Below are 23,446 nucleotides of genomic sequence, written 5' to 3'. Positions count from 1 at the left end.
AAGGACGTGAACCGTTCGAACGGGTCCTCATCTGACCGCACAGTGCAATCGGCGGAACTGAAGACGCGGTTGTCGATCATCGGCATCCGAGAAACTACCTGTTTAGGGAATGTCATCTCCGACTGTCGACAAGCCGCTCAGTGGGACAGCCTCAATGTTGATATAGATCATGATGCGTGACCCCACGATCCCACTTGGGTCTACGCTCACGATGTATAACCGCCTCGGCGATCCGTTCAGCTGTCACAGATCTTCACGATCGCCGATTTTCAACTGCTTCAGGCTCAATTCTGGGCCAGTGCTTTTGGGTGGGCTCTTTCTGGCAATACGGGCGGTGGTGCTCCGGTGGGAACAAACAGGGCGGATACCAGCTCGTCACAGGGGATCTCCTGTATATCGGCCTCGCTTTTCACCGCCAACCCGGCGGCGGCGGCGGCTGATTGTCCAAGCTGCATCAGCGACATTTCCATTCGTGTCGCGCCGAATGCTTCGTGCGTTGCGCTGATTGCAAATATGGAGAGCAGGTTGGTGCATTCAGCACGACGCGGTACGATGGCACCATAAGGGATAGGGAACATCAGGTCAGCTCCTCCGGACGGAGCCTCGAAGTTGCCCTCATTCCAGACCGACACTTTGGAGAGGCCGAGAATATTGGAATCGGCGCGAAGAATGCGCTGTGTATGGTGACTGTCGCGATTGTAGGATCCCGTGCCAATTGTGCGTGGATCAAGGGGATCCATGTCGTCGTTGGCAGCGACTTCACGGCCGCTCATCTGGTAATCAGAGACCATGCGGCGCGCCTCGCGCACGTAGAGCTGGTAGGGCCAGTGACGCTCATCATTCTCATGCGGATCTTTATAATGCGCTTCGTCCAGCCCATACTGCCTGAAGGCATCGCGCATATCGACCGGCATCCGGGCATCCGGATGATGCTGAAGCGCGTAGAAAAGTCCCCGTATCCATTTTTCGTGCGCCTTCCAAAGTTTTTCACGCACGGCATAGTCGGCTTGCGGATACCCCCATGATACGCCAAGGAGATCGGTGGAGACGGGGCCGAAATTGTTGATGTCGTAGACACCATTGCCCAGATCATTGTGCAGCAGGAAGAGCTTTACCGCCTCCGCCGGATTTTCCAATAGTCCGCCACGGTTGAGCACGTCGATCCAGCGATACAGAAGTTCGTAGCGTGCGGGGTCGAAACCCTCAGGTGCGGTTGCGGATAGATCCACCCTGCGCGCTTCGTCACGCGTCATCGTCATGCGGAAGTTATAGGCCTGCACGGCACGATCCGCTGCACCGTTTTCGGGTTGCGGATAGGAGCGGATACACGGAAGTATACCGCTCCCCGGGTTGCCGGAAACGACGTATGGATCCACGGAAACCGGACCAATGATTTTTTCCAGATGTCGCCAGCTGTAGAAATTATGGTTGGTTCCCAGGGCTGCGTGGTCAGTCCCTCGATAACCGTTCAGAACGTTGTCGCCATTGCGCGCTTCCCGCCCAACAATCGTGCTGACCCCAGCCGCCGAAATCAGGTCTCCCTCATAGCTGGCATCGATAAACACACGGCCGCGAAAAACCTGCCCGTCCACGGTCTCCAGCGATTCCAGTCGCGAGCCGGTTTTTTTCACTCGCCGAAGTCCGAGACTGGGAATAACGGGAATGTCATAGGTTTTCACCAGATCATTGAAGACGCTTTCGGCAAAGCGCGGCTCGAAATGAAATTGATCATCGGATTGCTTACCAGCAGCATTGATGAGACTGATAACATGACGGCTCAGCCCGCCATAGGCATTGCCCGAACTGATATCGGTGCCGCCCAACCCGCCAGACATCATGCCGCCGATGTGTTTGTCCCGCCAGCCCCCAACGATCACAGGTGAAAGACCCATTGTCCGAGCCTGGATTGCCGCTGTTACCGCGCCGCTGGTCATTCCATAAATAACGATATCGGCACGCTGCTCCGAGGCGAATGCCAGCTTTGGGGCGAACAGCAGGGCGCTACCGGCAATAAAGTGCCGTCGATTGATATGAGAGAGCATTTTGTCGCCAATTCCTCAAAGGAGCGCCGGACCGGATAATCCGGACACCGAAACAGCGCTTCATGTCTATTCTCCGGTATTAACCTCGAATGCTGTTCAGGCGCGCCCTGATCCGACAGCTCACGACTGAAACTCGATCCACACACTGAAAATTGCCCGGTTTCGATCCACAGTAAATACGTAAAATTTTGCAGTGCAAAGAAAATTATCTGGATGCTAAAGCAGTATTCAAAATATGGAATTCCTTATTGATTGCTTTGAAAGCTTATACAGCTCCATCATAGATTTAAAATAAATCTGACTTAACTGTAATATACGATATTTATATTTATCTATATTATAAATTAGCGGAAACTTTAAAATAAATAACAAATAAAACTTGAGGTGGGCAGTCCCTCGCATCTACTCAGCAAACCTTTCAAGCGAAAAGATTGAACCGGGGAACACAGATCGATAAAAACTCAACTCTCTAATCAGGTAGCCTCCTCGAGTCTGCCAGAACCCATGAGGCGGCTAATTTTATGATAGACAGAATAAGACTGAGAATAGCGAGATTACGAACAAACAAAGCCATCACGTTGATGCAAAAAGGGCAGGCCCACATCGAAGGGACGATCACCGGCAGTGGCAATCTTTCCCTGGGTCAAGCATGGAAGGGTCTTGTTCCAGAGCCTGCCCAGCTTGTTATAAAAGAGCGGGGTGAATTGCATCTCGCTGGACAGTTTCATGCCTATAGCGGCAGCACGATTGGCATTCAAAGCGGTGCAAAATTGACGCTGGGAAGTGGATTTTGCAATCGCCAAAGCTGGATATCCTGCGGTTGCGAAATCACGATTGGCGAGGAAGTGTTTATTGCAGATCAAGCGATCATCCGCGATTGGGACGGCCACAACCTTGTCGGTCGCCCCAACAAGGCCCCCATCAGAATAGGCAATCATGTATGGATCGGGATGCGTGCGATGATCCTTAAAGGCGTGACCATCGGTGACGGCGCTGTGATTGCAGCCGGAGCCGTGGTGACAAAAGATGTTCCACCGCGTTCCGTTGTCGCCGGCAATCCTGCGAAAATCGTCAGAGATGACATCGCCTGGGAGCCGTGAAGACGCTAATAGCCAAGTCCTGGGTGGATTTGTGGTAAATCCACGCGCTTTGCCTGCGGTATCTTCTGTGTGTGACAGGCGTACATCATACGTCGTGACCGTGCGGTGAAGTCCACCATTGCAACCGGGCTCTCTTTTTAGAGCGCTTCCTTGTTAAATGGAAACGCTCTAAGCCCCCAATTTTTCATGATGGCTACGCAGAATTTGTCGCGTTGTTTCTGAGCGCCACATATTCCCATGCCGCGACAATCCCAAGGACACTCGCACATCCGATCTGTAACGCGTAAAGCGGCATGCCTTGCAAGAGCAGCAACACGAGGAGAACGCCAATACCGACAAAATGGGAGACGGGTCTGATATAGGAGGATGCCACCTTTACACCGATATTGCCTGCCAGAAACAGAATTGGTCCGCCGGCTATGGCAAGCGCCTCTCGCCACGTTGAGGGATCTTGACTGTGCGATAGGCTGAAGTCTTCTCCAACGGCCGTCAGAATAATTCCCGTGACGATGGGCAGATGACCATAATTGAACAGATTTTGAGCGATCTTTTCAGGTTCGCCAGTGTCGTCCGCTTTCTCGGAAACCTTTTCCTGCCCGTGGTGGAAGTAGATCCACCACATGAGAATCGTGGTTGCGAAAGCTGAGCAGAACACGACAAACGTGAGACCGGAATTCATATACTCAGTGGCTGTGCGACCGGTCGTCAGGATGGTTTCGCCAAGACATATGATGACGAAAAGCGCGCAGCGTTCGGCGAGGTGCTCTCCTGAAAGATGAAGTCGCTCGTCTTTCCCTGTTTTCAATCCCGGGGCGTAGTACTTCACCAATGGGCCCACATATTCGATTCCTATTGCAACACCCCATAGCGCGATCTGCCATCCGAGTGTCGAGGAAAGTCCGCCAGCGATCCAAAACACGCTTGAGGCGGCGAGCCATATGGCCATGCGAGAGAATGTGAGCGCGTTTTCGTGGTCTACGCCCTTGAAAACGTATAGCGCAAAAAGCGAACGGCCGATTTGCATAACGCTGTAGATCGCCGCAAACGCCAGTGCCTGATCGGAGAATGCCTTCGGCAGCGCGATGGCAAGGAGCACGCCTGTAAACATCATCGCAAACAAAAACAGCCTGACGGGCCCAGCCTCCGTGTTCAGCATATTCGTTAGCCAGGTGATCTGCACCCACAGCCACCAGAGTGACAGAATAATGATGGCCGCTTCCACAAGGGCGGTAGACCCGAAATCCTTCGCAAGGGTGTGCGATAGCTGGATGAGCGCAAAGACGAAAACGAGATCGAAGAACAGCTCCGGAAAAGTGGCTTTGCTAGCGTCGGCATCCTCCTGCCGGATGAGGTTTGATTTCTCTTTGTCTTCGGTGTCAGAAGCTGTCGACTTCATCATTCGCGTCCCGCCCCCTTGCCGCGATCATGGTCTTCACTTCGAAGCCAGTTGCGCACGCGCGTTTTCCCTTGCGAGTGACTGGGCCCGGCCGGATAATTCTATCTCTCTGGAGGAGTCTGGGAAGAACCTTGGACCGACAAGCCTCACTCGCTTGCCGCTGACATCAACGATGTAGCGGCCATCGTGGTCTTTAGCTTTGCTGGGAACGCTGAGATTTTCAATATCCGTGTTCGGAACTTCAAGGCTGCTCACCTCGATATCCTGAGCCATAGCGGCAGTTACAAGACACAGAACGGCGCCCACGCCAGCGCCCACGGCAACCCGTTTCATCGACAATCTCCTGAATGTATTGAGCTTTTGTTCCTCAACAACACGGAAGAAACGCATTTGGTTCCACAGTGTTTTGCGATGCACCAAATGGTCGAAGAATCACCGGCTGAGATTGGATCTCGAACCCTGATGGCCGCCGATCAGTGGATCGGCTCTCCCCCGTCGAGAAAGCTGCGAATGCCATCCTTTTCACAGGTCGCCAGAAACTCTTCCCACGCGTCCTTGTCGGTCGCAAAGGGTTCGTCCCATGATGTGACATCCTCCTCCTCACTGACGACCTCCATCTGCCAGTCATTGTTTGTTCCGGCCGGACGGAAAATGTCGACAAGGACAGTGATGCCATCGTCTTCGAATTCACCCGAAAATTCAGAATGCTCCAGTTTTTCTTTCTTAGGCATGTTTGTCCCTTCGGCACGCGCGACGGCGTTTTATCATGTGTTATACCTGATCTTGCACGTCATCACATATTTTCGATGCAAGAGTCGATGCCAAGGAACCAGCATGGTTCAATCGCGATTACGTACCAACATTCTTGAAATGGTCAGGTAACATGCGTGAAACGAGCCGGTGGTCTTGGGAGTTGCTTCGACAAGACTACCTGACGACGCCCACGCTGTTACGCTCCATACCTGTGGGCGTTGTCATCGCCGCTGGGGTCGTCGCCACGACTTGGACCCATACCCTTCTCAGCGACCACCAAGATATGGTCGTTCATACCTACGAAGCGATTGATACCACCAAGGACGTGCTGATCGCGCTCGACGATGCAGAAACGGGACAAAGAGGTTACCTCGTCAGCAGCGACCGGCGATACCTTGATCCTTACGACAAAGCTCTGGGCAGATTGCACACACTGCAAGCCGATTTGCTGAAAAGAATATCCGACAACGAGCATCAGGTTGCTCGGGTCACGACGCTCAATGGGCTTATCGATACCAAACTGAAAGAACTCAGCCACTCCATAACGCTCCACGACCAGAACAGTGCTGACGCTGCAAGGGCTCAAGAGAGCACTTACATGGCCACAGCCACAATGGATCGCATCCGCGATATCATCGGCGACATCACTGTCCGTGAGCGCAACCTTTTGGAAACCAGACAGGCAGAGGTGGACTCCGACGAATTCCGCATCCAGTTGGTGGCGATCATCCTTGGACTGGCATCCTTCCTAACGCGAGCGGGGGTCGAGATATATCTGACGAGGAGACAGCGCGCGAAGTGATCCGCCGTTACAGCAATTCCCTCAACGACGTGGTGATCAACGCATGATCCTCGACATCGGGAAGGCCACTGACCGCAACACAGCCTATCAGGGTCCCTCCCCGCAATGTCAGGGGAAATCCGCCTCCGCTTGCAACAAAATTTGCAGAGGGTAGGCCGAACTTCACATTGAAATCATAGCCTCCTTTTTCGGCTTGCAACCGGACCCGAAGCGAACTGCGATGGAAACGATGGACGACCGCGCACTTGCGGCTTGTCCAGCCGAAGTTGTCAACCGTTGCGCCAGGCAGCAGGCTTGCAAAAACGACATCTGCACCGTGGCGAACTTCAACGGCAACGGGGAGGTTCCGCGACACCGCTTTCTTCCTGATATGGCTACCCAAAATCCAGGCGAAATCATAGTCGAAGCGTTCCAGTTGGAGCGTATCCTCCTCGATCTTCAACATGTCCAATGTGGGTATCTGTGCGGCCATGACTTGCTCTTTCTTCAATCGTCAGCGTCGTTCGCTCCAACCTTCTTTCAGGTGGTTGAAAAGTCAAACGGTTAGAAACTTTTGTGGCGACGGTTCGAAAATGTCGGCGTCTTCGACAAGCGGGTTGAATGGCGCATAGCCATGCCGACAGTCTGCGGTTCGCTGTGTCAGTTTCCCGCGTGATGGGCACACATCAGCGCGTGCGCCAAGCCCCGCCTCCCCCAAAAATCAACGCGTTGTTATCGTTCTTGGAACGGCGCCTAAAAAGCCCTCCACGTAAGTCATAAATTGTTATGCAGTTGAACGAAAAAATGCCTGTTGACGCATCAGAATTTTAGAACATCGGCACCTATTAGCGCTCGATTCAGATTTGAATGTCAAACTTAAGAAAATTAGGAAGTACCGTCATAGTCAAGATCGGCTTTGTTGTGACGCAAGAGCGAGCCGGGAGTTGGATCACCAGTTTGACAGTCGCTGAAAAAATCTTCGATGCCGATGTCGCCGCAAACGCGCTGGATGAGGCTTGGCATTTTGCATGTACCGGTCTTTCGATCCAGGCTCTTTCGATAGCGGGCTCTATTCTGGCATCCGCCGAACAGCGCGGGGATCAATGCCTCATTGCACGCAGTTCACAACAAAGTGCCTGGTATTGTTTCCAGCTTGGCAAAACCGAGCAAGGTTTGGATTTTGCGGAGAAGGCCGTTGTCCTTTGGAGGCAACTGGAGGAACCAGCGTTTGAGGCCGAGGCACTCAGCATAAAAGCTTGGCTCCAGCTGGAACTCGGCAATTTGGAGAGTGCCATAGAATTCGCCGCAGAAGCACTGAACATTGCCGACCACAGTGGCAACCTCAGGTCTCGATCCCTGGCCATCAATGTCGTCGGCGTGATTTTCTGGATGACCCGACAACCGACGCAAGCCCTCGATTATTGCGGTCGCGCGGTAGAACTTGCCCGAGAGGCATGCGATGTCACTTTCGAATGCTGGTGGTTGATCAACCTGGGCGGCGCTCACTCGGAAGTGGCCTATCTGGCCTTGGAGAGGGACGACAGGACGTCCTTCGAAAGCTCGATGAGAACGGCAATCGACACAACAAGGCAGGCATATGATATCGCCGCAACACTGAAAGACGCATGGGCGGAAAGACTGTGTCTCGGAAATCTGGCGGAATATTTCAATGCACTCGATGAATTCGTCATGGCCGAAGCGTATCTCGCACAGTACCGCGCGGTACCGGGTAACGACGACGACAGAGGCAAAGGGCATTACCTGGATATTCTCGGCCGTACGCTGATTTCTCTGACACGTTACGAGGAGGCACTGGTTCCGTTGAACGAGGCGTACGCGCTCGCAAAAGAAAGCAGCAATGTCGAAACACTGATGAATGCCTGCCTCTATCTGTCCCGGGCACATGAACATCTGCGGGCCTTTGAACCCGCATTGCATTTTTACAAACGGTACCATTCTTTGCATCAGCAGTTCACGGCGGAAAGAACCCAGCAAAATGCCCGCTTGGTTGAAATCCGCTATGAAACCAAAAAGCTGAAGACATCGCTGGACACAGAAGCCGAAAGCTCGGCGCAACTGGCGCGGTCGCTTGCAGCCCTTCAGCAACAGACCACTCTCCTGACGGAGGCGGCAAACACGGACCCGCTGACAGGACTTGCCAACCGTCGGCGTCTCGAGGCCATCTTGAGTGATATCGATCTGTCGCGCAGCCCATATGCGCTGGCGATGCTGGACGTCGACCACTTCAAGACAATCAACGACACCTTCTCACACATCACGGGTGATCGGGTTCTCGCGCAAATCGGCTCACTGATCAAAAACTCGGTCCAGGAGGGCGACCTTGCGGTCCGCTTTGGCGGTGAAGAATTCATCGTCATGATGCCCGGTGCGACAATGGCGCGCGCCAAAAAAGCCTGCGAACAGATGCGTCTGACAATTGCCAGATACGACTGGTCAAGGATATCGGCGGAACTGACCGTGACCATCAGTATCGGCGTGGCCATTTCCAATGACGCGCCCAATGCGGAAGTGGTCCTGGAACGTGCCGATCACCATCTTTATTGCGCAAAACAGTCTGGACGAAACAGGGTGGTATGTCACCCGAACAGCAGTCTATCCAAATGTCCTGAACGACCGTTGAGCAAAAATTGAGCAAAAATTACGATTGACTGAAATCAGTGCTTATCATAGCCTGAGGTTAACACATGGCGTTAGACGCCGAAGGCAATTGAGCCCCGGATACTGCTTCAAGCGGTTCGGGGCTTTTTTTGTTTTAAACGCTGGCATCACTGATTGCGCAACCGGAATTGGATGGATCAGGATGAACATCGAACGGCGTGATGATACAAAGGAGCAGCCTGGGAAATGATGCGTGATCGTGTGCCCGTCTCCATCCTTTATTCCACCACGGGCCCGTATGCCGCCTTGGGGCGTGAGGCTGTTGACGGAGCAATGGCGGCTGTTGCCGAGATCAATGCAGATCATGCTTATGGTTTCAATATCGCTGCCAAGATCGACGATCCCTGCGGCAGGGCGGAAGGATATGCAGCTTTGGCCCGGTCCGCCATCCGCGACGGTGGTTGTCAGCACATCATCGGCACGATTACGTCCTGGAGCCGCAAAGACGTCCTGCCGATCGTGGAGCGCCACGGCGCGCTTTTGTGGTACGCCTTTCCCTATGAAGGATATGAGGCGAGCGATAGCGCCGTCTATCTCGGCGCTTGTCCTAACCAGCATCTCCTGCCTTTGTTCGATTACGTCCTGCCGCGCCACGGTCACCAACCCTTCATTGTCGGCTCGAATTATATCTGGGGCTGGGAGATCAGTCGTATCGCCCGTGAGATAGCAGAGGCGTATGGCGGGCAGGTCGTTGCGGATCGGTACGTTCCGCTTGGCTCAACCGAGGTCGATCACCTCATCAGCGAAATCCGGGACAAGAAACCCGACTTCATTTTGAGCAACCTGGTCGGCCAATCCGCAACGGCCTTCATCGAAGCTTATGGTGCATTTCGCAAACACCATCAGGATGCCCCACCGATCGTTGCCTGCAACATGTCGGAAACCGACTTGGATGGCCTTAGCCACGATGCCCGGCGTGGCCACATCTCGACATCGATCTATTTCGACCGGCTCGATACGCCGGAAAATCGCGCCTTCAAGGCACGCATGACAACACGTTATGGCGCCAGACGATGCATCACCACGCCGTTCATGTCGGCTTACATGGCGATGTCCATCCTCGCCCGGTCCATTGCCGACGCCGGGACAGATGCACCGGAAGCTGTCCGCAAAGTCGCAACCGCCCGGCTGTTCGACACGCCGGTAGGATCTGTCGGGATTGATCCGCGTACACATCACGCTGCCCTGAAGCCGCATCTGGGGCTGTCGGACGAAGAGGGTGGATTCACCCTTCTTGAAAGCGCCGATGAGGCGATCCCTGCCGATCCCTATCTCGTGCGCTCCCTGCAAAAGCCAGCGTCCGTGTCTCATCCACCGATACTGAAGGTGATCAAATGACGCGCCGGGACAGACCCCTTCTTGCCCAATGGCATGCCGTTATCCTGCACCGCGATCATCCCTCCGTTGATGCGCTCCGGCGTCAGCTCGAACTCCTGCATATCCGTGTCACGCTCTGTTGGCCGCATCTGAACGAAGTGGGGGCAGACGTCGTCTTCTTTGACGCGGATATGGGCCATGACGATCAATTTCCGTGGCCGCGAGGATACGCACCCATGCCGATGATTGCCCTGATCGGCTCCGAAGCGCCAGGCCGGATCGAATGGGCGCTGGATCAGGGTTCTAACGCCCACCTGCTGAAGCCCATCGGCTCCACCGGAGCTTATAGTGCGCTTTTGATCGCAGCCGATGCCTACGCGAAGGTGCAGGCGCAGGCCGATGATATTCGAGCGCTGGAAGACAGGCTGCGCCAGCGACCCATCGTCGTTCGGGCCATTCTGCATTTGCTTCAGAACGAAGGCGGCGGCGAAGCGGCGGCCTGGAAGCGTTTGCGCTCGGTGTCTATGGACTGGGGCATGACCATCGAAGATGCCGCGGAAGCAATTTGTCGCAACGACAAGCATACCCGCAAGGGTCCGTAAAGACAGGAGTAAGGCCCATGGAGATCACTGAAGGATTTGCGTCTTATGGCGAGTACAAGACATGGTACCGGATTACAGGCGACATTTCATCTTCCAAGCCGCCGCTGATCGTCGCGCATGGCGGGCCTGGCTGCACCCATGATTACGTCGATAGCTTCAAGGACATAGCAGCGACTGGCCGGGCCGTTATCCACTATGATCAGGTTGGCAACGGTCAATCGACCCACCTCCCCGACAAGGGTGGTGACTTCTGGACTGTCGCTTTCTTCAAGGCGGAGCTGCACAACCTTATCGACCACCTCGGCATCCGCAATGCGTATTGCCTGCTGGGACAGTCATGGGGCGGTATGCTGGGAGCGGAATTCGCCGTCGATCGGCCCGTTGGCCTGAAGGCGCTCATCATTGCCAATTCGCCAGCAGCGATGTCCACCTGGATTTCCGAAGCCAACCGCCTCCGCCGGGAGCTTCCGCAGGACGTTCAGGAAACCCTCCTGCGTCACGAAGAGACCGGGACCACGGATAGTGCGGAATACATGGCGGCGACTGATGTGTTCAATCAGCGCCACGTCTGTCGCATCGTCCCCATGCCGCCGGAAGTGCAACGCACCTTTGACGCCATCGGCGCAGACCCGACCGTGTACCACACGATGAATGGTCCCAATGAATTCCACGTCATCGGCACCATGAAGAACTGGTCGATCGTCGGCAGGCTCGCCACCATCGACGTGCCGACCCTTCTCATTTCTGGCCGTTTCGACGAGGCGACCGAAGCTTGCGTACAGCCCTATGCGGACGAGATTCCGAATGTCCGCTGGACCATTTTTGAGCAATCCAGTCACATGCCGCATGTGGAAGAACGCGACGCATGCATGGCCGTGGTCGGGGCTTTTCTGGACGAAACGGACATCTGAACGCGATCATTCAACACGAACAGCCTGAACAAACAAAACAAGAGAGGGAAACGAACCATGAGCATTCTTCCGAGACATCTCTTCCGGCACACTGGAGCGCTTCTGGCAACCTGCCTTGTCGCCCAGACCGCTTTTTCCGGCGTTGCGCAAGCCGAAGACCGGGCGGCCCTGATGAAACTCCATCGTGGCGGCACCATCACGATGGCTGCGGTTTCCGCCGCTGGTACGGTCGATCCGATGATCAACTATACCGCTCAGTTCTGGCAGCTTTTCCAGATGACCTATGACGGCCTTGTGAAGTTCAAGCAGGTCGCTGGCACCGGTGGCTTCGACATCGTTCCGGCCCTTGCGGAGGCCATTCCGGAGCCTACCAATGATGGGAAGACCTATGTCTTCAAAATCCGGAAGGGTATCAAGTTTTCCAACGGTCGCGAAGTGATGCCATCCGATGTCGTCGCCTCTTTTCAGCGCATCTTCAAGGTGAAAGGCCCGACAACTGGCAGCTTCTACAACGGCATTGTCGGGGCTGATAAATGCATCGCGGATTCTGCGACATGCACGCTTGAAGGCGGCGTTACCGGAGATGATGCGGCCGGCACGGTGACGCTCAACCTTATCGCACCCGACGCCGAAATCTTCTCAAAGCTTGCCGTACCCCATGCTTCGATCCTGCCTGCCGATGCGCCAACGGCCGACGCGGGCACGACGCCGATCGCAGGGACGGGGGCCTACATGATTACAAGCTACGATCCAAATTCCGAAATGGTGCTGAAACGCAATCCGAATTTCAAGGAATGGAGCGTCGACGCCCAGCCTGACGGCTATGCCGACGAGGTCGTCTACAAGTTCGGCCTGACCGAGGAAGCGGCGATCAACGCCATCATCAATGGTCAGATCGACTGGCTGTTCGACACGCCGCCAGCGGATCGCCTGCCCCAAATCGGCACGAAATACGCCAGCCAGATCCATATCGATCCGCTGGCTGCCTTCTGGTACGCACCGATGAACACCAACCTTGCTCCCTTCGACAATGTGAAAGTGCGTCAGGCGCTGAACTATGCGGTCGACCGCGATGCCGTCGTCGGCCTCTTTGGCGGTGAGGCACTTGGACAGCCGGTCTGCCAGATCCTGCCGCCGGACTTCCCCGGTCATGTCGACAATTGCATCTACACCAAAAACCCTGGCCCGACCTGGAGCGAGCCCGACATGGAAAAAGCGCAGGCGCTGGTGGACGAGTCCGGCACCAAGGGCCAGAAGATCACGGTGATTGCTGAGGATAACGCAGCCTCGCGCGGCATCGGCACCTATATTGCCAGCGTTCTCACTGAGCTCGGTTATGATGCGTCGATGAAGGCGATTTCGCCCAACATCCAGTTCACCTACATCCAGAACACCAACAACAATGTCCAGATCAGCGTGTCGCAATGGTATCAGGACTATCCTGCCGCATCGAACTTCCTGAACGTGCTGTTGTCTTGCGGCTCCATCAACAAGGGCAGCGATTCGTCCATCAACATCGCCGGCTACTGCAATAAGGATCTTGACGCCCAGATGAAGACGGCGATGACCACCGCCCTTACGGATCAGGACGCCGCCAACGCGATCTGGGCTAAAGTTGACCAGGCTTTCATGGAGCAGGCACCCATGGTCCCGCTCATCACGCCGAAAAGCGTCAACTTCACCTCCGCGCGGCTGGGCAACTACCTGTTCAACAAGCAGAACCGTTGGATTACGTCTCAGGCATGGGTCAAGTAACCTGCAGTGAGATGATGTTGCGGCCAGTCCGATAACACTGCTTCAAACATGGAAGACGGCGCGGCCAAGGCTTCGCCGTCACCCCCTTCCGCCAGACCGAGATGCGCAGCAGGAAACGTTATGACCACCTCTTCCGAAATAGGCATCTCCAACCCCGGATTGCCCGAGCCTGTGGTAAAACATATGGGTGCCGGGCCTTGGAAACGCGCCTGGCATCTGCTGAAACGTGACAAACCAACCGTTATAGCCGCCTTTGTTCTGGTGCTGATCATCCTGTCGAGCCTATCCGCGCCGCTTTACGCTGCCTATGTGGCGGGCAGCGATCCGTTTCGCTCCAATCTTTCGGCTCGCATCACCATCGACGGCCAGCGAACCAAGGTGATGCAGGCGTCGACAGAAGGCCTCGGGCTTGGCGTGACGCCGATCGGCCCGACATGGGGCGCGCAATATTTTCTCGGTGCCGACACTCAAGGGCGCGATGTGGCGGCGCGGCTTCTTTATGGCGGTCGCAATTCACTGCTGATCGCAACAGCCTCCACTGCGATCTGTCTCGTACTTGCCGCTCTTATCGGCATTTCAGCAGGCTTCTTCGGCGGGCTGACCGACCAGATCCTGTCGCGCATTCTCGATATTCTCTGGGCCTTTCCCGTCTATCTGCTCGCCATATCGCTTTCTATCGTGCTTCTCTCCCAAGGGATCGTCATAGGTCCTGTCGAGATCAGAGGGGATAGCTTGGCTCTGCCGATTTTTATCATCGGTATCATCTATGTGCCTTATGTAGCGCGACCCGTGCGTGGACGGGTGATGGCACTGAAGAAAAGCGAGTTCGTTCTGGCGGCAACCGGTCTCGGCATTCCCGCGTGGCGCATTCTTCTCAACGACATCCTACCCAACGTCTCGACGATGCTGATCGTCTTTGTGCCGCTCATGATGGCGCTGAATATCATCACGGAAAGCTCGCTCTCCTTCCTCTCGATCGGGGTCCAGGCACCGGATGCAAGCTGGGGAACCATTATTCAGGACGGCCAGACGCTGCTCTATACAAGGCCGGCAGTCGCCTTGTCTCCAGGGATCGCCATCGCTCTCACCGTGCTGTCGCTGAACGTGCTTGGCGACAGCATTCGCGATGCGCTCGACCCAAGAACGAAACTGGCATGAGGAGACGGCCATGATTCTTGCTGTCATCCAGCGCGTCGTCCAGATGCTGTTCGTCATGATCGGTATTTCGGCATTGGTCTTTTTGATCTTCTTTGCGACGCCCGGCTCCGATCCGGCTGCACGCCTTGCAGGGCGCAATGCCTCGCCAGAAACAGTGGAGTCCATCCGCAAGGACTTCGGCTTTGATCGCGCGTTGCCCGTCCAATATGTGATCATGATGAAGCGCCTGTTCGTGACGCAGGATCTGACCTCCTTCGTCAATCGCGGAATGCGCGTCGTACCAGCCGTTGCTTCAGCCGCTCCCGTGACGCTGTCACTGGTGGCGGGTGCTGCCATTCTGTGGGTGATCGGTGGCATTTTCGTGGGTGTCGTCGCTGCTTTGGCGCGCGATACGCTGCTCGACCGTGGGCTGATGGCGCTGTCGCTGATTGGCGTGTCCATGCCGGTCTACTGGCTGGGCGAGGTGATGAACCTCATCACGCAAAGCCGCTTTCACGACACCGTCTTTTTCTCATGGGTTCCAGCGCTGGGGTACAAGCCCTTGATGACGGACCCTATCGGCTGGTTCAAGACGCTCATCATCCCCTGGTTCACGCTGGCCGCCCTTTACATCGGCATTTATGGCCGCGTCCTGCGGGCTAACCTGGTCGAGGCCTATCAGGAGGACTTCATCCGCACTGCCCGCGCCAAAGGGCTGACCCCTGCCCGCGTTATGATGCGCCATGCCCTTCGTACCTCACTCATTCCGTTCGTAACCATGTTCGGGCTTGATTTCGGCGTTCTGGTTGGAGGTTCGGCGCTGTTGACAGAGGTTGTATTCGGGTTGAACGGCGTTGGCAGGCTCACCTATCAGGCGCTGCTCAATCTTGATCTGCCAATGGTGCTGGGAACGGTGATGTACGCATCTTTCTTCGTCGTTCTTGCCAATGCCCTTGTGGACGTCGTCTATGTCCTTATCGATCCGCGCGTCCGGGAGAACTGAGGCCATGGCCAATCCAGAAAAACCTGTTCTTCTCGACGTGAACGGCCTTACGGTTTCGTTTGCGACCGATCGCGGGATGGTCTCGGCCGTGCGCGATGTGTCTTTCAATGTCCGCGAAGGCGAAATCCTGTCCATCGTCGGCGAATCCGGCTCTGGAAAATCCGTGACACTGCTGTCCCTGCTCGGCCTCCATGACCGAAAGACCACCCGCGTCGACGGCATGGTTGCCTTCAGGGGTCGCCGCATGCTGGAGCTAGCCGCCAACGACCTGCGGCGCATCCGAGGTAAGGAAATAGGCCTTATTTCGCAGGACCCCATGACAGCGCTGACGCCCGTCTACACAATTGGCTGGCAGATCGCAGAGCAAATCCGTACTCATGAACCGGTGTCCGCACGCGTGGCCAGGAAACGGGCCATCGAGCTTCTGGGAGAGGTGGGCCTGTCCAATCCAGGAGAGGCCGTAGATCGCTATCCCCATCAGCTGTCCGGCGGCATGCGCCAGCGCGCCGTCATCGCCATGGCGCTATCGTGCAATCCCGCACTGCTCGTGGCTGATGAACCGACCACGGCGCTTGATGTTACGGTTCAGGCTCAGGTCCTCGATCTTCTCTTACGCCTCCGAAAGGATTTTGGTTCCGCCATCATTCTCGTTACCCATGATATGGGCGTCGTGTCTGAAATCGCCGACCGCGTCGCCGTCATGTACGCCGGTCGCATCGTAGAGCGCGGCGAAACGGAGGCGATGTTTGCAAGCCCGCTCCATCCCTATAGCTGGGGCCTGATGGCCTCCATCCCGCCGCTCACAGGGGCGCGGCTCAATCGCCTCAAATCCATTCCCGGCATGCCGCCGACACCGGAAACAATCGGCGAGGGCTGCGGCTTTGCGCCGCGCTGCGCCTTTGCCCAGCCTCAATGTCTGCAACGGCCTCCACTCCGACATTCCGGGGAACAGGCAGCACTTTGTGTCTTGGAAGAGCCAGAACGTGGTCTGCTGCGCCAATCTGTCCTGACGCCGGAGGAATTCGCATGACACCCCCTGGAAATTCACGGGAAGACGCTCCTCTGATGTCAGCCAGATCGATCGTCAAGACATTCACCGTCGGCAAGACCATCAGGCCGGGCTCCGGTCGCATCCTTCATGCGGTAGACAACGTCAGTCTCGAGGTTTTCACCGGCGAGACGCTTGGTCTTGTGGGAGAGTCGGGAAGCGGCAAGTCGACGCTTGGACGGTGTCTGACCCGGCTCTATGACATCAATGGAGGCACGCTGACATTCGACGGTTCCGACATTACCAAAGCTGACACGCGCGCATTGAAGCCCGTGCGACGCAAGATGCAGATGATCTTTCAAGACCCTTCCGCCTCCCTTAACCCTCGCCGTCGGGTGCGCGATATTCTGGCAGAAGTGCTAAAAGTCCATCGCATCCGCGAGGGCGGCGCCATCGATGCAAGGCTGGGCGAACTCATGGACCTGGTCGGACTTCGCCGTGACTATCTCGATCGCTACCCGCACGAATTCTCCGGCGGTCAGCGTCAGCGTATCGGTATCGCCCGCGCACTGGCGGTCGAACCGAAACTGATCGTTGCAGACGAACCGGTCTCTGCGCTCGACGTGTCGGTGCAGGCGCAGATCGTCAATCTTTTCAGCGATCTACAGGAACAGCTCAACCTCACCTACGTCTTCATTGCACATGATCTCGCGGTCGTGCGCCAAGTATCCACCCGTGTCGCCGTCATGTATCTCGGCTCGATTGTGGAGGTCGGGGAGACTGACGCGCTTTACGCAAGGCCGAGCCATCCCTACACGCAAGCGCTCCTGTCGGCGATCCCGCAGCCGCACAATCGGGGTCAGAGAGGTCGGATTCTGCTGTCAGGCGAAATCCCAAGCCCGCTCAACCCGCCCGCAGGCTGCAAGTTTTCCACGCGCTGTCCCAAGGCACAAGCCATCTGCCACCAGACGCGTCCGACGCTTTCAGCAATTTCCTCGGAGCGCTCGGTCGCCTGCCATTTTCCGCTGGTCTGAGGTTTACCTGCAAGATGGGCGGCCCAACAACAACTCTGTCGTTAATCGCCCAAATCGACCTCGCGCTAGCGGCAACGCGTTCGCAAACAATCTCGACAAGGACGGGGCTGACGATAGACGATGTTTTGGAACCCAGAGCGCTTCCCGCGAGCCAGAGATGTCCGGAAGCGCTCTTGATTGAAGGTATGGTCGTGTTGTTGTGGAAAAGTCTAAAACGGAATCGGCATGGTGAGGTTGACGAGAAAGCGATCTCCACCAGCGGTATTTTTCACCTCAAAGTCGTGGAGGTAGTCGAGGTTGACCTCAACTGGACCTAGCTTTTTTGTAAAGCCAATGCCGATGCCGAATTCCTTTCCTTTCCCGTTCGTGGTTCCACCGTAAAAGCGACCATTGTTGCGGTCATCTGTAACCTGCTGGCGGAAGTAGCCGACTGGCCCGATACTGAAGCCGTTTACCTCCTTCATGGCTGTCCAGTTGAGAATAAATTCGTCGCCGGACCGATAATCCGTGTCCGGGTTTTCTGCATGGACGAAATAGTTAGCGTGAGCTGAGAGGTTCCAGCCATTGGCGAGATAACTGAGACCGATGTCGGCGGATGTCGTGAAGGCGTTAGAGCCCGTGTTGATGGAACCGGGTGTGGCGCTGAATTTACCGGTCGGGAAGGTAAAGCCGACCCCTGTCTGCACAAAGACACCGGGCGCGATCATCCAGGAAAGGTTGAGCGGAGAGACGACGATGTCGCCGATATCGAACTCGCTCCCCTCAATACCGAACGCACGCTGATTAACCTCTACCAGCGGAACACTCAGCATAGCGCGGTAGGTCCCGCCCAAAACTGTATCGCCCGGCACCCAGTGGAATTGTTGCGCGCTGGCTTTGACGTTGACTTCGATGGGCACCTTTGAATCACCGTTGTAGACATCGGCGAATGTAAAATCGGTCCGCATGGAATAATACAACCCGGGCGGCGGATTGGCCCCGACCGGCACACCCACGGTTCCGCCGGGCGGCATGGCCGTTGGGGTTCCGGGCTCACGGCCATAGGCGGCGGATCCTGCCACAGTGAGCGTAACTGCCAGACCTAAAATGCGCACATTCATGCTGCTTCCCCTCTTGAATTGACGAACCAGAAATTCCGCCAGTCGTCCGTTTGGATAAAGTTCGATCCGCTCGCTGTTCCCGCCGCCGCATTCCGCGCATGTTCAGCCCGTTCGGATGATCAGCCGCGCAATTCCGCGAACGCGGGTCCGCCGGGCAGGCTCACGCTGTCTTCTGGCTTGTCTCCGGTTTCGAAGGCGCGTTGGCACCGTCTGCCGCATTGCCGGACGGTGATGCATCGAGCTGGCCGTGGACATGGCTATCTGCTTGCTTAACGAGGTCGATCAGGATCTGGTTGAAAGCATCGGGTCGTTCGAACTGAGGCGTGTGTCCGCAGGATTCCAGAACGATGAGCTCGCCGTTCTTGGCCAGTTTCACCGCTTCGATGGAATGCGAACAGGGCAGTACGGCGTCCTCGCGCCCATGAACAAATACGATGGGCTGGCTGAGTTTCTGGAGGATTGCGCGGGATGTGCGGATCAACTGCGGATGTTGAGCACCAAGCAAAGACATCAGCCGCAAGGTTTTGACGAAGGCCTTTGCACCACCCGGCTTGTACACGTTCCGGCTCACCACCGTTCGAATGGCGTCGGAAACGACAGCAGGATTATGGAAGATCGCTTTGAGTTGCTGCGCAACTGCCATCGGGCTTGGCCGCGTCATGAGATCTCCAAGGATCGGGAGCGTCATGAGCCGGAATGCGAGAGGCGTATTTCGTGCAAACCCCGCACTGCTGGCCAGAAGCAGCCCTCCGACACGCTCTGGACGCGCGTCGCCCATCCGTAACGAGATCAGACCTCCAAGCGAGTTGCCGACGAGAATGACCGTGTCGATGTCCAGCGCATCCAGAAAGCGCCATGCGACAACACTGAATTTACCGGGTTCATAGGGTTGATCGCCGAGATCCGATAAACCATGTCCAGGAAGATCCCATGCAATGAGACGAAACGATCCCCCCATTGTCTCGAGTTGTTTCAGAAACATTTCCAGCGAGCCGCCGATCCCATGGGTCAGGAGAATCGGAGTGCCGGTCCCCCCCGTATCGCGGTAGCGGATCCGGGCGCCATCGACGGCGATGTATTTGTCATGCATGGAAATCTCCCTAAATGTGCGGAACTGATGATGATCGTGACCCGCCACACGTTCGCGACGGGTGGAGATCCGAGAGGCCAAATGCGACACCACTGACCTTGATGGGAGGGTTGGCCTCCATGAGCTGGGGCGGGACAATTACGATGAACCATTCACGCCCTCCTCAGCGCTTTCCTTAGAGAAAACAAGGCTCCGCCATTCGGCGCGGATGGGCTCCACGCCGTCAACGATGGTACTTTCGCTTTCCCTCCAAGCCGTCCTCCAACGGCATGATTATGGCGAAGCAAAAGGCATGCCAGAATCATTATTTCTATTAGATTCCCCTAATAACTTTCGCAGATACAGGGCAAGCTCAAGGTAGGCGATAAAACGTGTCGCGACGTAGATGCACCCAACCTTCTGAAAATTTCACGAAATGATGAAAATCCGTTTCTGAAACATGAAATCCTGAAAGACTGAATGATGATGTCGATTTTGTTCTCTCGCTAGAATGATGTGCTGAGGTCACGGCAAGACAATGCGGAAGACTATCTTCCCGGCCCGGGACGTCTGACGAAGGGCTCCGCTGGATACAGACGTGCTTCAGCCATGGCTGGGGCTCATGAAAGCCGCCCGCAATGACCTGGCAAGCGCTGACAGGAATGACTGTAGCCGTATCAAACCGTAACATCCCAAAAACGGTCGCCGCAGGTACAGCCGTTGTGGACTTGTCTCTGGGAATTAGGCCGACTCCGTTTGTAGATTTGCCGTGCGATAATGTTTCGACAACGCGGCGATCCGCGCCGCCTCCAGCTCGCATCTCGCGCGCAGAGTACCCAGCTCGATATCAAGGGCTTCGCTCTCCGCTTCGTTCACAGCGCCTGAGGATTTCTGACGGATCGTCGCCCAGGCAAGCGCGCAATGTCCGACAAGGTGGAGATAGGCAACGGAGGCCGCCTCACTGCCACGATCCTGCGGGGTCACGAGTTGCGTCGCTTGTTTTAGAATATCGAGCGCCGCCTCGATCGAATACCGGTCGTCGGACGCCATATGACCGAGATCATCGCCGATCAGCTTGAGAAAGACGCCTAGACCAGCGCTACCGCCGCGCCATATCCCGCGTTGCACCAGATCGGCTGCCTGGATACCCGTCGTACCTTCGAAGATCGTCAGAACCCGCGCGTCACGAAGCGCCTGTTCGACAGGCCAGTCGGCAGTGTAACCCGCACCGCCCAGAACCTGGATTGCGTCGCTGGCGCAATCGAAGGCGATTTCGCCGCCAAGCGTCTTGATCACCGGCAACAGCCACTGCACCAGATGCTGGCTTGTTTCAGCGGCCTCTTTATCGGGCTCGAACTCTGCGAGTTCCGCATGTGCCGCCACCGTGTAAAGCAGGTTTCGGAACGCGGTCACTGTCGCCCTCATGCGTTTCAGCATGCGCTGAACATCAGGATGCGTGTCGATCCGCACCGGCTGTGCGGCCTTGCCACCCTGGCGCCGTTCTGCGGCATAGGCATCGGCCACGTCGAGAGCGCTGACAGCGATTCCGAGCCCCATCGCGCCCACCGCAAGTCTCATCCGCGTGATCATACCGAAAATCGTGGCCAGGCCGCGACCCGGCGCGCCCAGTCGCTCGCCGAGAGCACCCTCGAAACCAAGCGCGCAGGTGGGCGAAAGATGCAGGCCGAGCTTTTCTTCAAGCCGTCTCGTCACCACTGTCTTACTAGCCTCATCGGGCCCGCAGGGTACGAGAAAGAGCGAGAAGCCTCCCGCTTCATCATCGCGTGCAAGAACACAATGGAGAATCGTCTTGGTTAGGTCATGGTCGCCGAAGCTGATCCACTGCTTTTCGCCGGTAATCCGGAAAAGGTCGCCGGCAGGCTCTGCGATTGTCCGCAGCCGGGCAACATCGGAGCCTGCCTCAACCTCGGAAATACAGATGGTCGCACCGATTTCGCCGGAAGCCAGAAGTGGCAGCCAGCGTGCGCGGGTCTCGTCATCGCCGAACATCGAGATCATCCTGGCGGCGGAGCGCATCGGCACCGGCAGCATGCCGAAGGCGGGTGACGCGCGGTCGAATACCTCCTGGACGGCGACCGCCAACACGAGCGGGAGGCCCTGTCCGTCGAAATCCGGATCGATGTCGAGCGACAGCCAGCCGCCAGCCGCGTAGTGGTTCCATGCGTCCTTATGCATGTCCGAGGTCCGCACGCGACCCTCCTGGTAACGGGGAGGATTGCGCTCTCCCTCTGCATTGAGCGGCGCGATGACCTTTACGGCGAGGCGATCTGCCTCTTCAACGATCGTTTGGATCAGCGCATCGTCGGCCATTGCGAAGCGGCTCTGGATGTCACGCAACCGCTGCAATTCCGGTAGGCGGGCCAGTGTGTGGAGGATCGGGGTGAGATCGGCTACGGGTAGTTCGGCACGTGTGGTCATGCAAACCGCCCGCTCTTCGCTTGTGGTTGAGCGCGAACGCAAATGTCCATCGGCTTCATCAAACTCTCCTCCTCATGCGACGGCGCTGCTTCGTCTCTGCAAGCCATCGACACCGCTATGTGAGCTATCGGTACACTCTCTTATCATTTATTGCTTTTCTAGAAAAGAAATATTGACGCAAAGTCGACGCGGGCGCAAGATTGAACCGTTAGAGCGTTGAGGAGCGCGGTTCTGATGATCGTCAGAAAGTCGATGGGAGGAGGATGCGGCAACCGAGTGTGCCGTTGCCTTCGCCGGTCGTCGCCGGTCCGGCATCATAGCTGGCGATCGGAGGCCGCCTGAGCGAACTTCGTCGCTTTGGGCTTCGGATATTTGTCTGGGAGGATAGTTTATGATCAAAGTTAGAAAAGCGATTATTTCATGTGCCGTGACCGGTTCGGTCCACACGCCGACCATGTCCGAGTACCTGCCGATTACGCCGGACGAGATTGCTCAGCAATCGGTCGAGGCTGCCGAAGCGGGAGCCGCCATTCTGCATCTGCACGCCCGCGATCCGAACGATGGACGGCCGAGTGCGGATCCGGCGATCTTCATGCAGTTCCTGCCTCGGATAAAGCAGCAGTGCGATGCCGTCGTGAACCTGACGACCGGCGGAGCTGTCGGCATGTCACTTGATCAACGACTTGGCGCGGCGCGCGCGGCGCGGCCTGAATTGACGTCCCTCAACATGGGAACCATGAATTTCGGGGTCTTCGTCGCGGCCGAGCAATCGCGAACATGGAAACATGACTGGGAGCAGCCATTTCTCGAATCCACCCGGCATACCGCGATGAGCAACAGCTTTGCACAGATCGAAGCCATTGCGACTGAGCTTTCCGGCTATGGCACGCGCTTCGAGTACGAATGCTACGACACAAGCCACCTCTACAACCTCGCCTATTTTGCCGACAAGGGCATTATCAAGCCCCCCTTCTTCATCCAGTGCATCTTCGGGATACTGGGCGGCATGGGCGGTGATCACGAAAACCTCACGCATATGGTGACGATCGCGGACAAGCTGTTCGGCAACGACTGGCATTTATCGGTCCTCGGTGCGGGCAAACACCAGATACCTTTCGCGACGATGAGCGCGGCCATGGGAGGCAATGTTCGTGTGGGCCTCGAGGACAGCTTGATGATTGGCCGTGGGCAGCTTGCCCAGACCAATGCAGAGCAGGTCCGCAAGATCCGTCGTATTCTGGAAGAGGCTGGCAGGGAGATCGCAACCCCAGACGAGGCACGTCAGATGCTGGCCCTAAAGGGCGGCAGCGAAGTCGCCTTCTGAGGAGCACTCGGCGGTC

The 23,446-nt window shown here is 56.5% G+C and carries 21 protein-coding genes and 1 pseudogene; 12 read left to right on the top strand and 10 right to left on the bottom strand.

All coding sequences use genetic code 11. From position 1 onward, the window contains the following. Positions 1-284: 284 nt before the first annotated feature. Both GGQ73_RS06115 and GGQ73_RS22920 read right to left on the bottom strand, forming a co-directional pair. Positions 285-2,042: an FAD-dependent oxidoreductase gene (locus tag GGQ73_RS06115; protein WP_174155712.1), complete on the bottom strand. Its 1,758-nt coding sequence runs from the start codon at positions 2,040-2,042 to the stop codon at positions 285-287. A 554-nt stretch (positions 2,043-2,596) separates the two neighbouring features. After that, positions 2,597-2,980 (bottom strand): hypothetical protein, encoded by a 384-nt coding sequence (locus GGQ73_RS22920; protein WP_234900445.1) that lies wholly within the window; start codon positions 2,978-2,980, stop codon positions 2,597-2,599. Here GGQ73_RS22920 and GGQ73_RS22915 point away from each other — a divergent pair. Beyond that, a pseudogene (locus GGQ73_RS22915) lies at positions 2,948-3,118 on the top strand (DapH/DapD/GlmU-related protein); the annotation flags it as partial. The gene GGQ73_RS22920 and the pseudogene GGQ73_RS22915 overlap by 33 nt on opposite strands. 217 nt (positions 3,119-3,335) lie before the next feature. Here the strand turns inward: GGQ73_RS22915 and GGQ73_RS06105 are convergent. The 3 genes from GGQ73_RS06105 to GGQ73_RS06095 form a co-directional block, all read right to left on the bottom strand. Next, the gene (locus tag GGQ73_RS06105; RefSeq protein ID WP_174154112.1) at positions 3,336-4,541 is read right to left on the bottom strand and encodes a low temperature requirement protein A; all 1,206 of its coding nucleotides are present in this window, start codon (positions 4,539-4,541) and stop codon (positions 3,336-3,338) included. 33 nt (positions 4,542-4,574) lie between these two features. After that, positions 4,575-4,871 carry a hypothetical protein gene (locus GGQ73_RS06100; protein WP_183895105.1) on the bottom strand — a complete coding sequence of 99 codons (297 nt, stop codon included), beginning with the start codon at positions 4,869-4,871 and terminating at the stop codon, positions 4,575-4,577. 140 nt (positions 4,872-5,011) lie between these two features. After that, entirely contained in the window at positions 5,012-5,269 is a 258-nt protein-coding gene (locus GGQ73_RS06095) for a hypothetical protein (protein ID WP_174154113.1), read from the bottom strand. A 152-nt stretch (positions 5,270-5,421) separates the two neighbouring features. On the opposite strand from GGQ73_RS06095, the gene GGQ73_RS06090 reads away from it, so the two are divergent. Beyond that, the gene (locus GGQ73_RS06090; RefSeq protein ID WP_183894800.1) at positions 5,422-6,093 is read left to right on the top strand and encodes a CHASE3 domain-containing protein; all 672 of its coding nucleotides are present in this window, start codon (positions 5,422-5,424) and stop codon (positions 6,091-6,093) included. Positions 6,094-6,100: 7 nt separating this feature from the next. Here GGQ73_RS06090 and GGQ73_RS06085 read toward each other — a convergent pair whose 3' ends face one another. Further along, on the bottom strand, positions 6,101-6,538 hold the full coding sequence (locus GGQ73_RS06085) for a heme-degrading domain-containing protein (protein ID WP_234910903.1): 438 nt from the start codon (positions 6,536-6,538) through the stop codon (positions 6,101-6,103). Positions 6,539-7,029: 491 nt separating this feature from the next. On the opposite strand from GGQ73_RS06085, the gene GGQ73_RS06080 reads away from it, so the two are divergent. Both GGQ73_RS06080 and GGQ73_RS06075 read left to right on the top strand, forming a co-directional pair. Next, positions 7,030-8,724, top strand: a complete 1,695-nt coding sequence (locus tag GGQ73_RS06080) for a tetratricopeptide repeat-containing diguanylate cyclase (protein WP_174154116.1) — start codon at positions 7,030-7,032, stop codon at positions 8,722-8,724. A gap of 213 nt (positions 8,725-8,937) precedes the next feature. Then, complete coding sequence (locus tag GGQ73_RS06075; protein WP_183894798.1) at positions 8,938-10,089, top strand: transporter substrate-binding protein; 1,152 nt, start codon at positions 8,938-8,940, stop codon at positions 10,087-10,089. On the opposite strand, the gene GGQ73_RS22910 is transcribed toward GGQ73_RS06075, so the two are convergent. Further along, positions 10,059-10,268 carry a hypothetical protein gene (locus tag GGQ73_RS22910; RefSeq protein ID WP_234910902.1) on the bottom strand — a complete coding sequence of 70 codons (210 nt, stop codon included), beginning with the start codon at positions 10,266-10,268 and terminating at the stop codon, positions 10,059-10,061. The two genes, GGQ73_RS06075 and GGQ73_RS22910, sit on opposite strands and share 31 nt — an antisense overlap. Between GGQ73_RS22910 and GGQ73_RS22905 the strand changes: the two genes are divergently transcribed. From GGQ73_RS22905 to GGQ73_RS06040, 7 genes are all read left to right on the top strand, one after another. After that, the gene (locus tag GGQ73_RS22905) at positions 10,185-10,670 is read left to right on the top strand and encodes an ANTAR domain-containing response regulator (RefSeq protein WP_327786298.1); all 486 of its coding nucleotides are present in this window, start codon (positions 10,185-10,187) and stop codon (positions 10,668-10,670) included. The genes GGQ73_RS22910 and GGQ73_RS22905 overlap by 84 nt on opposite strands. A gap of 17 nt (positions 10,671-10,687) precedes the next feature. Further along, on the top strand, positions 10,688-11,581 hold the full coding sequence (locus GGQ73_RS06065; RefSeq protein ID WP_183894794.1) for a proline iminopeptidase-family hydrolase: 894 nt from the start codon (positions 10,688-10,690) through the stop codon (positions 11,579-11,581). A 57-nt stretch (positions 11,582-11,638) separates the two neighbouring features. Next, positions 11,639-13,336: an ABC transporter substrate-binding protein gene (locus GGQ73_RS06060; protein WP_183894792.1), complete on the top strand. Its 1,698-nt coding sequence runs from the start codon at positions 11,639-11,641 to the stop codon at positions 13,334-13,336. Positions 13,337-13,456: 120 nt separating this feature from the next. Continuing rightward, the gene (locus GGQ73_RS06055; RefSeq protein ID WP_183894790.1) at positions 13,457-14,494 is read left to right on the top strand and encodes an ABC transporter permease; all 1,038 of its coding nucleotides are present in this window, start codon (positions 13,457-13,459) and stop codon (positions 14,492-14,494) included. Positions 14,495-14,504: 10 nt separating this feature from the next. Continuing rightward, positions 14,505-15,476 (top strand): ABC transporter permease, encoded by a 972-nt coding sequence (locus GGQ73_RS06050; RefSeq protein ID WP_183894788.1) that lies wholly within the window; start codon positions 14,505-14,507, stop codon positions 15,474-15,476. 4 nt (positions 15,477-15,480) lie between these two features. Then, positions 15,481-16,506 carry an ABC transporter ATP-binding protein gene (locus GGQ73_RS06045; protein ID WP_183894786.1) on the top strand — a complete coding sequence of 342 codons (1,026 nt, stop codon included), beginning with the start codon at positions 15,481-15,483 and terminating at the stop codon, positions 16,504-16,506. Between the two features lie 35 nt (positions 16,507-16,541). Beyond that, positions 16,542-17,498: an ABC transporter ATP-binding protein gene (locus GGQ73_RS06040; protein ID WP_234910901.1), complete on the top strand. Its 957-nt coding sequence runs from the start codon at positions 16,542-16,544 to the stop codon at positions 17,496-17,498. 209 nt (positions 17,499-17,707) lie between these two features. On the opposite strand, the gene GGQ73_RS06035 is transcribed toward GGQ73_RS06040, so the two are convergent. The 3 genes from GGQ73_RS06035 to GGQ73_RS06025 form a co-directional block, all read right to left on the bottom strand. After that, positions 17,708-18,598, bottom strand: a complete 891-nt coding sequence (locus tag GGQ73_RS06035) for a SphA family protein (protein ID WP_183894782.1) — start codon at positions 18,596-18,598, stop codon at positions 17,708-17,710. 160 nt (positions 18,599-18,758) lie between these two features. Continuing rightward, a complete protein-coding gene (locus GGQ73_RS06030) occupies positions 18,759-19,688 on the bottom strand; it encodes an alpha/beta fold hydrolase (RefSeq protein ID WP_183894780.1) in 930 nt (309 codons plus the stop codon). Positions 19,689-20,408: 720 nt separating this feature from the next. Continuing rightward, positions 20,409-22,106, bottom strand: a complete 1,698-nt coding sequence (locus GGQ73_RS06025; RefSeq protein ID WP_183894778.1) for an acyl-CoA dehydrogenase family protein — start codon at positions 22,104-22,106, stop codon at positions 20,409-20,411. 394 nt (positions 22,107-22,500) lie between these two features. Between GGQ73_RS06025 and GGQ73_RS06020 the strand changes: the two genes are divergently transcribed. After that, on the top strand, positions 22,501-23,430 hold the full coding sequence (locus GGQ73_RS06020) for a beta-keto acid cleavage family enzyme (RefSeq protein WP_252094072.1): 930 nt from the start codon (positions 22,501-22,503) through the stop codon (positions 23,428-23,430). The last annotated feature ends 16 nt before the right edge of the window (positions 23,431-23,446 follow it).

The sequence above is a fragment of the Rhizobium skierniewicense genome, from assembly GCF_014196515.1.
GTDB lineage: Bacteria > Pseudomonadota > Alphaproteobacteria > Rhizobiales > Rhizobiaceae > Agrobacterium > Agrobacterium skierniewicense.
The sequence above is the reverse complement of the archived record's forward strand: the minus strand, read 5'-3'. Positions and strand labels throughout refer to the sequence as shown.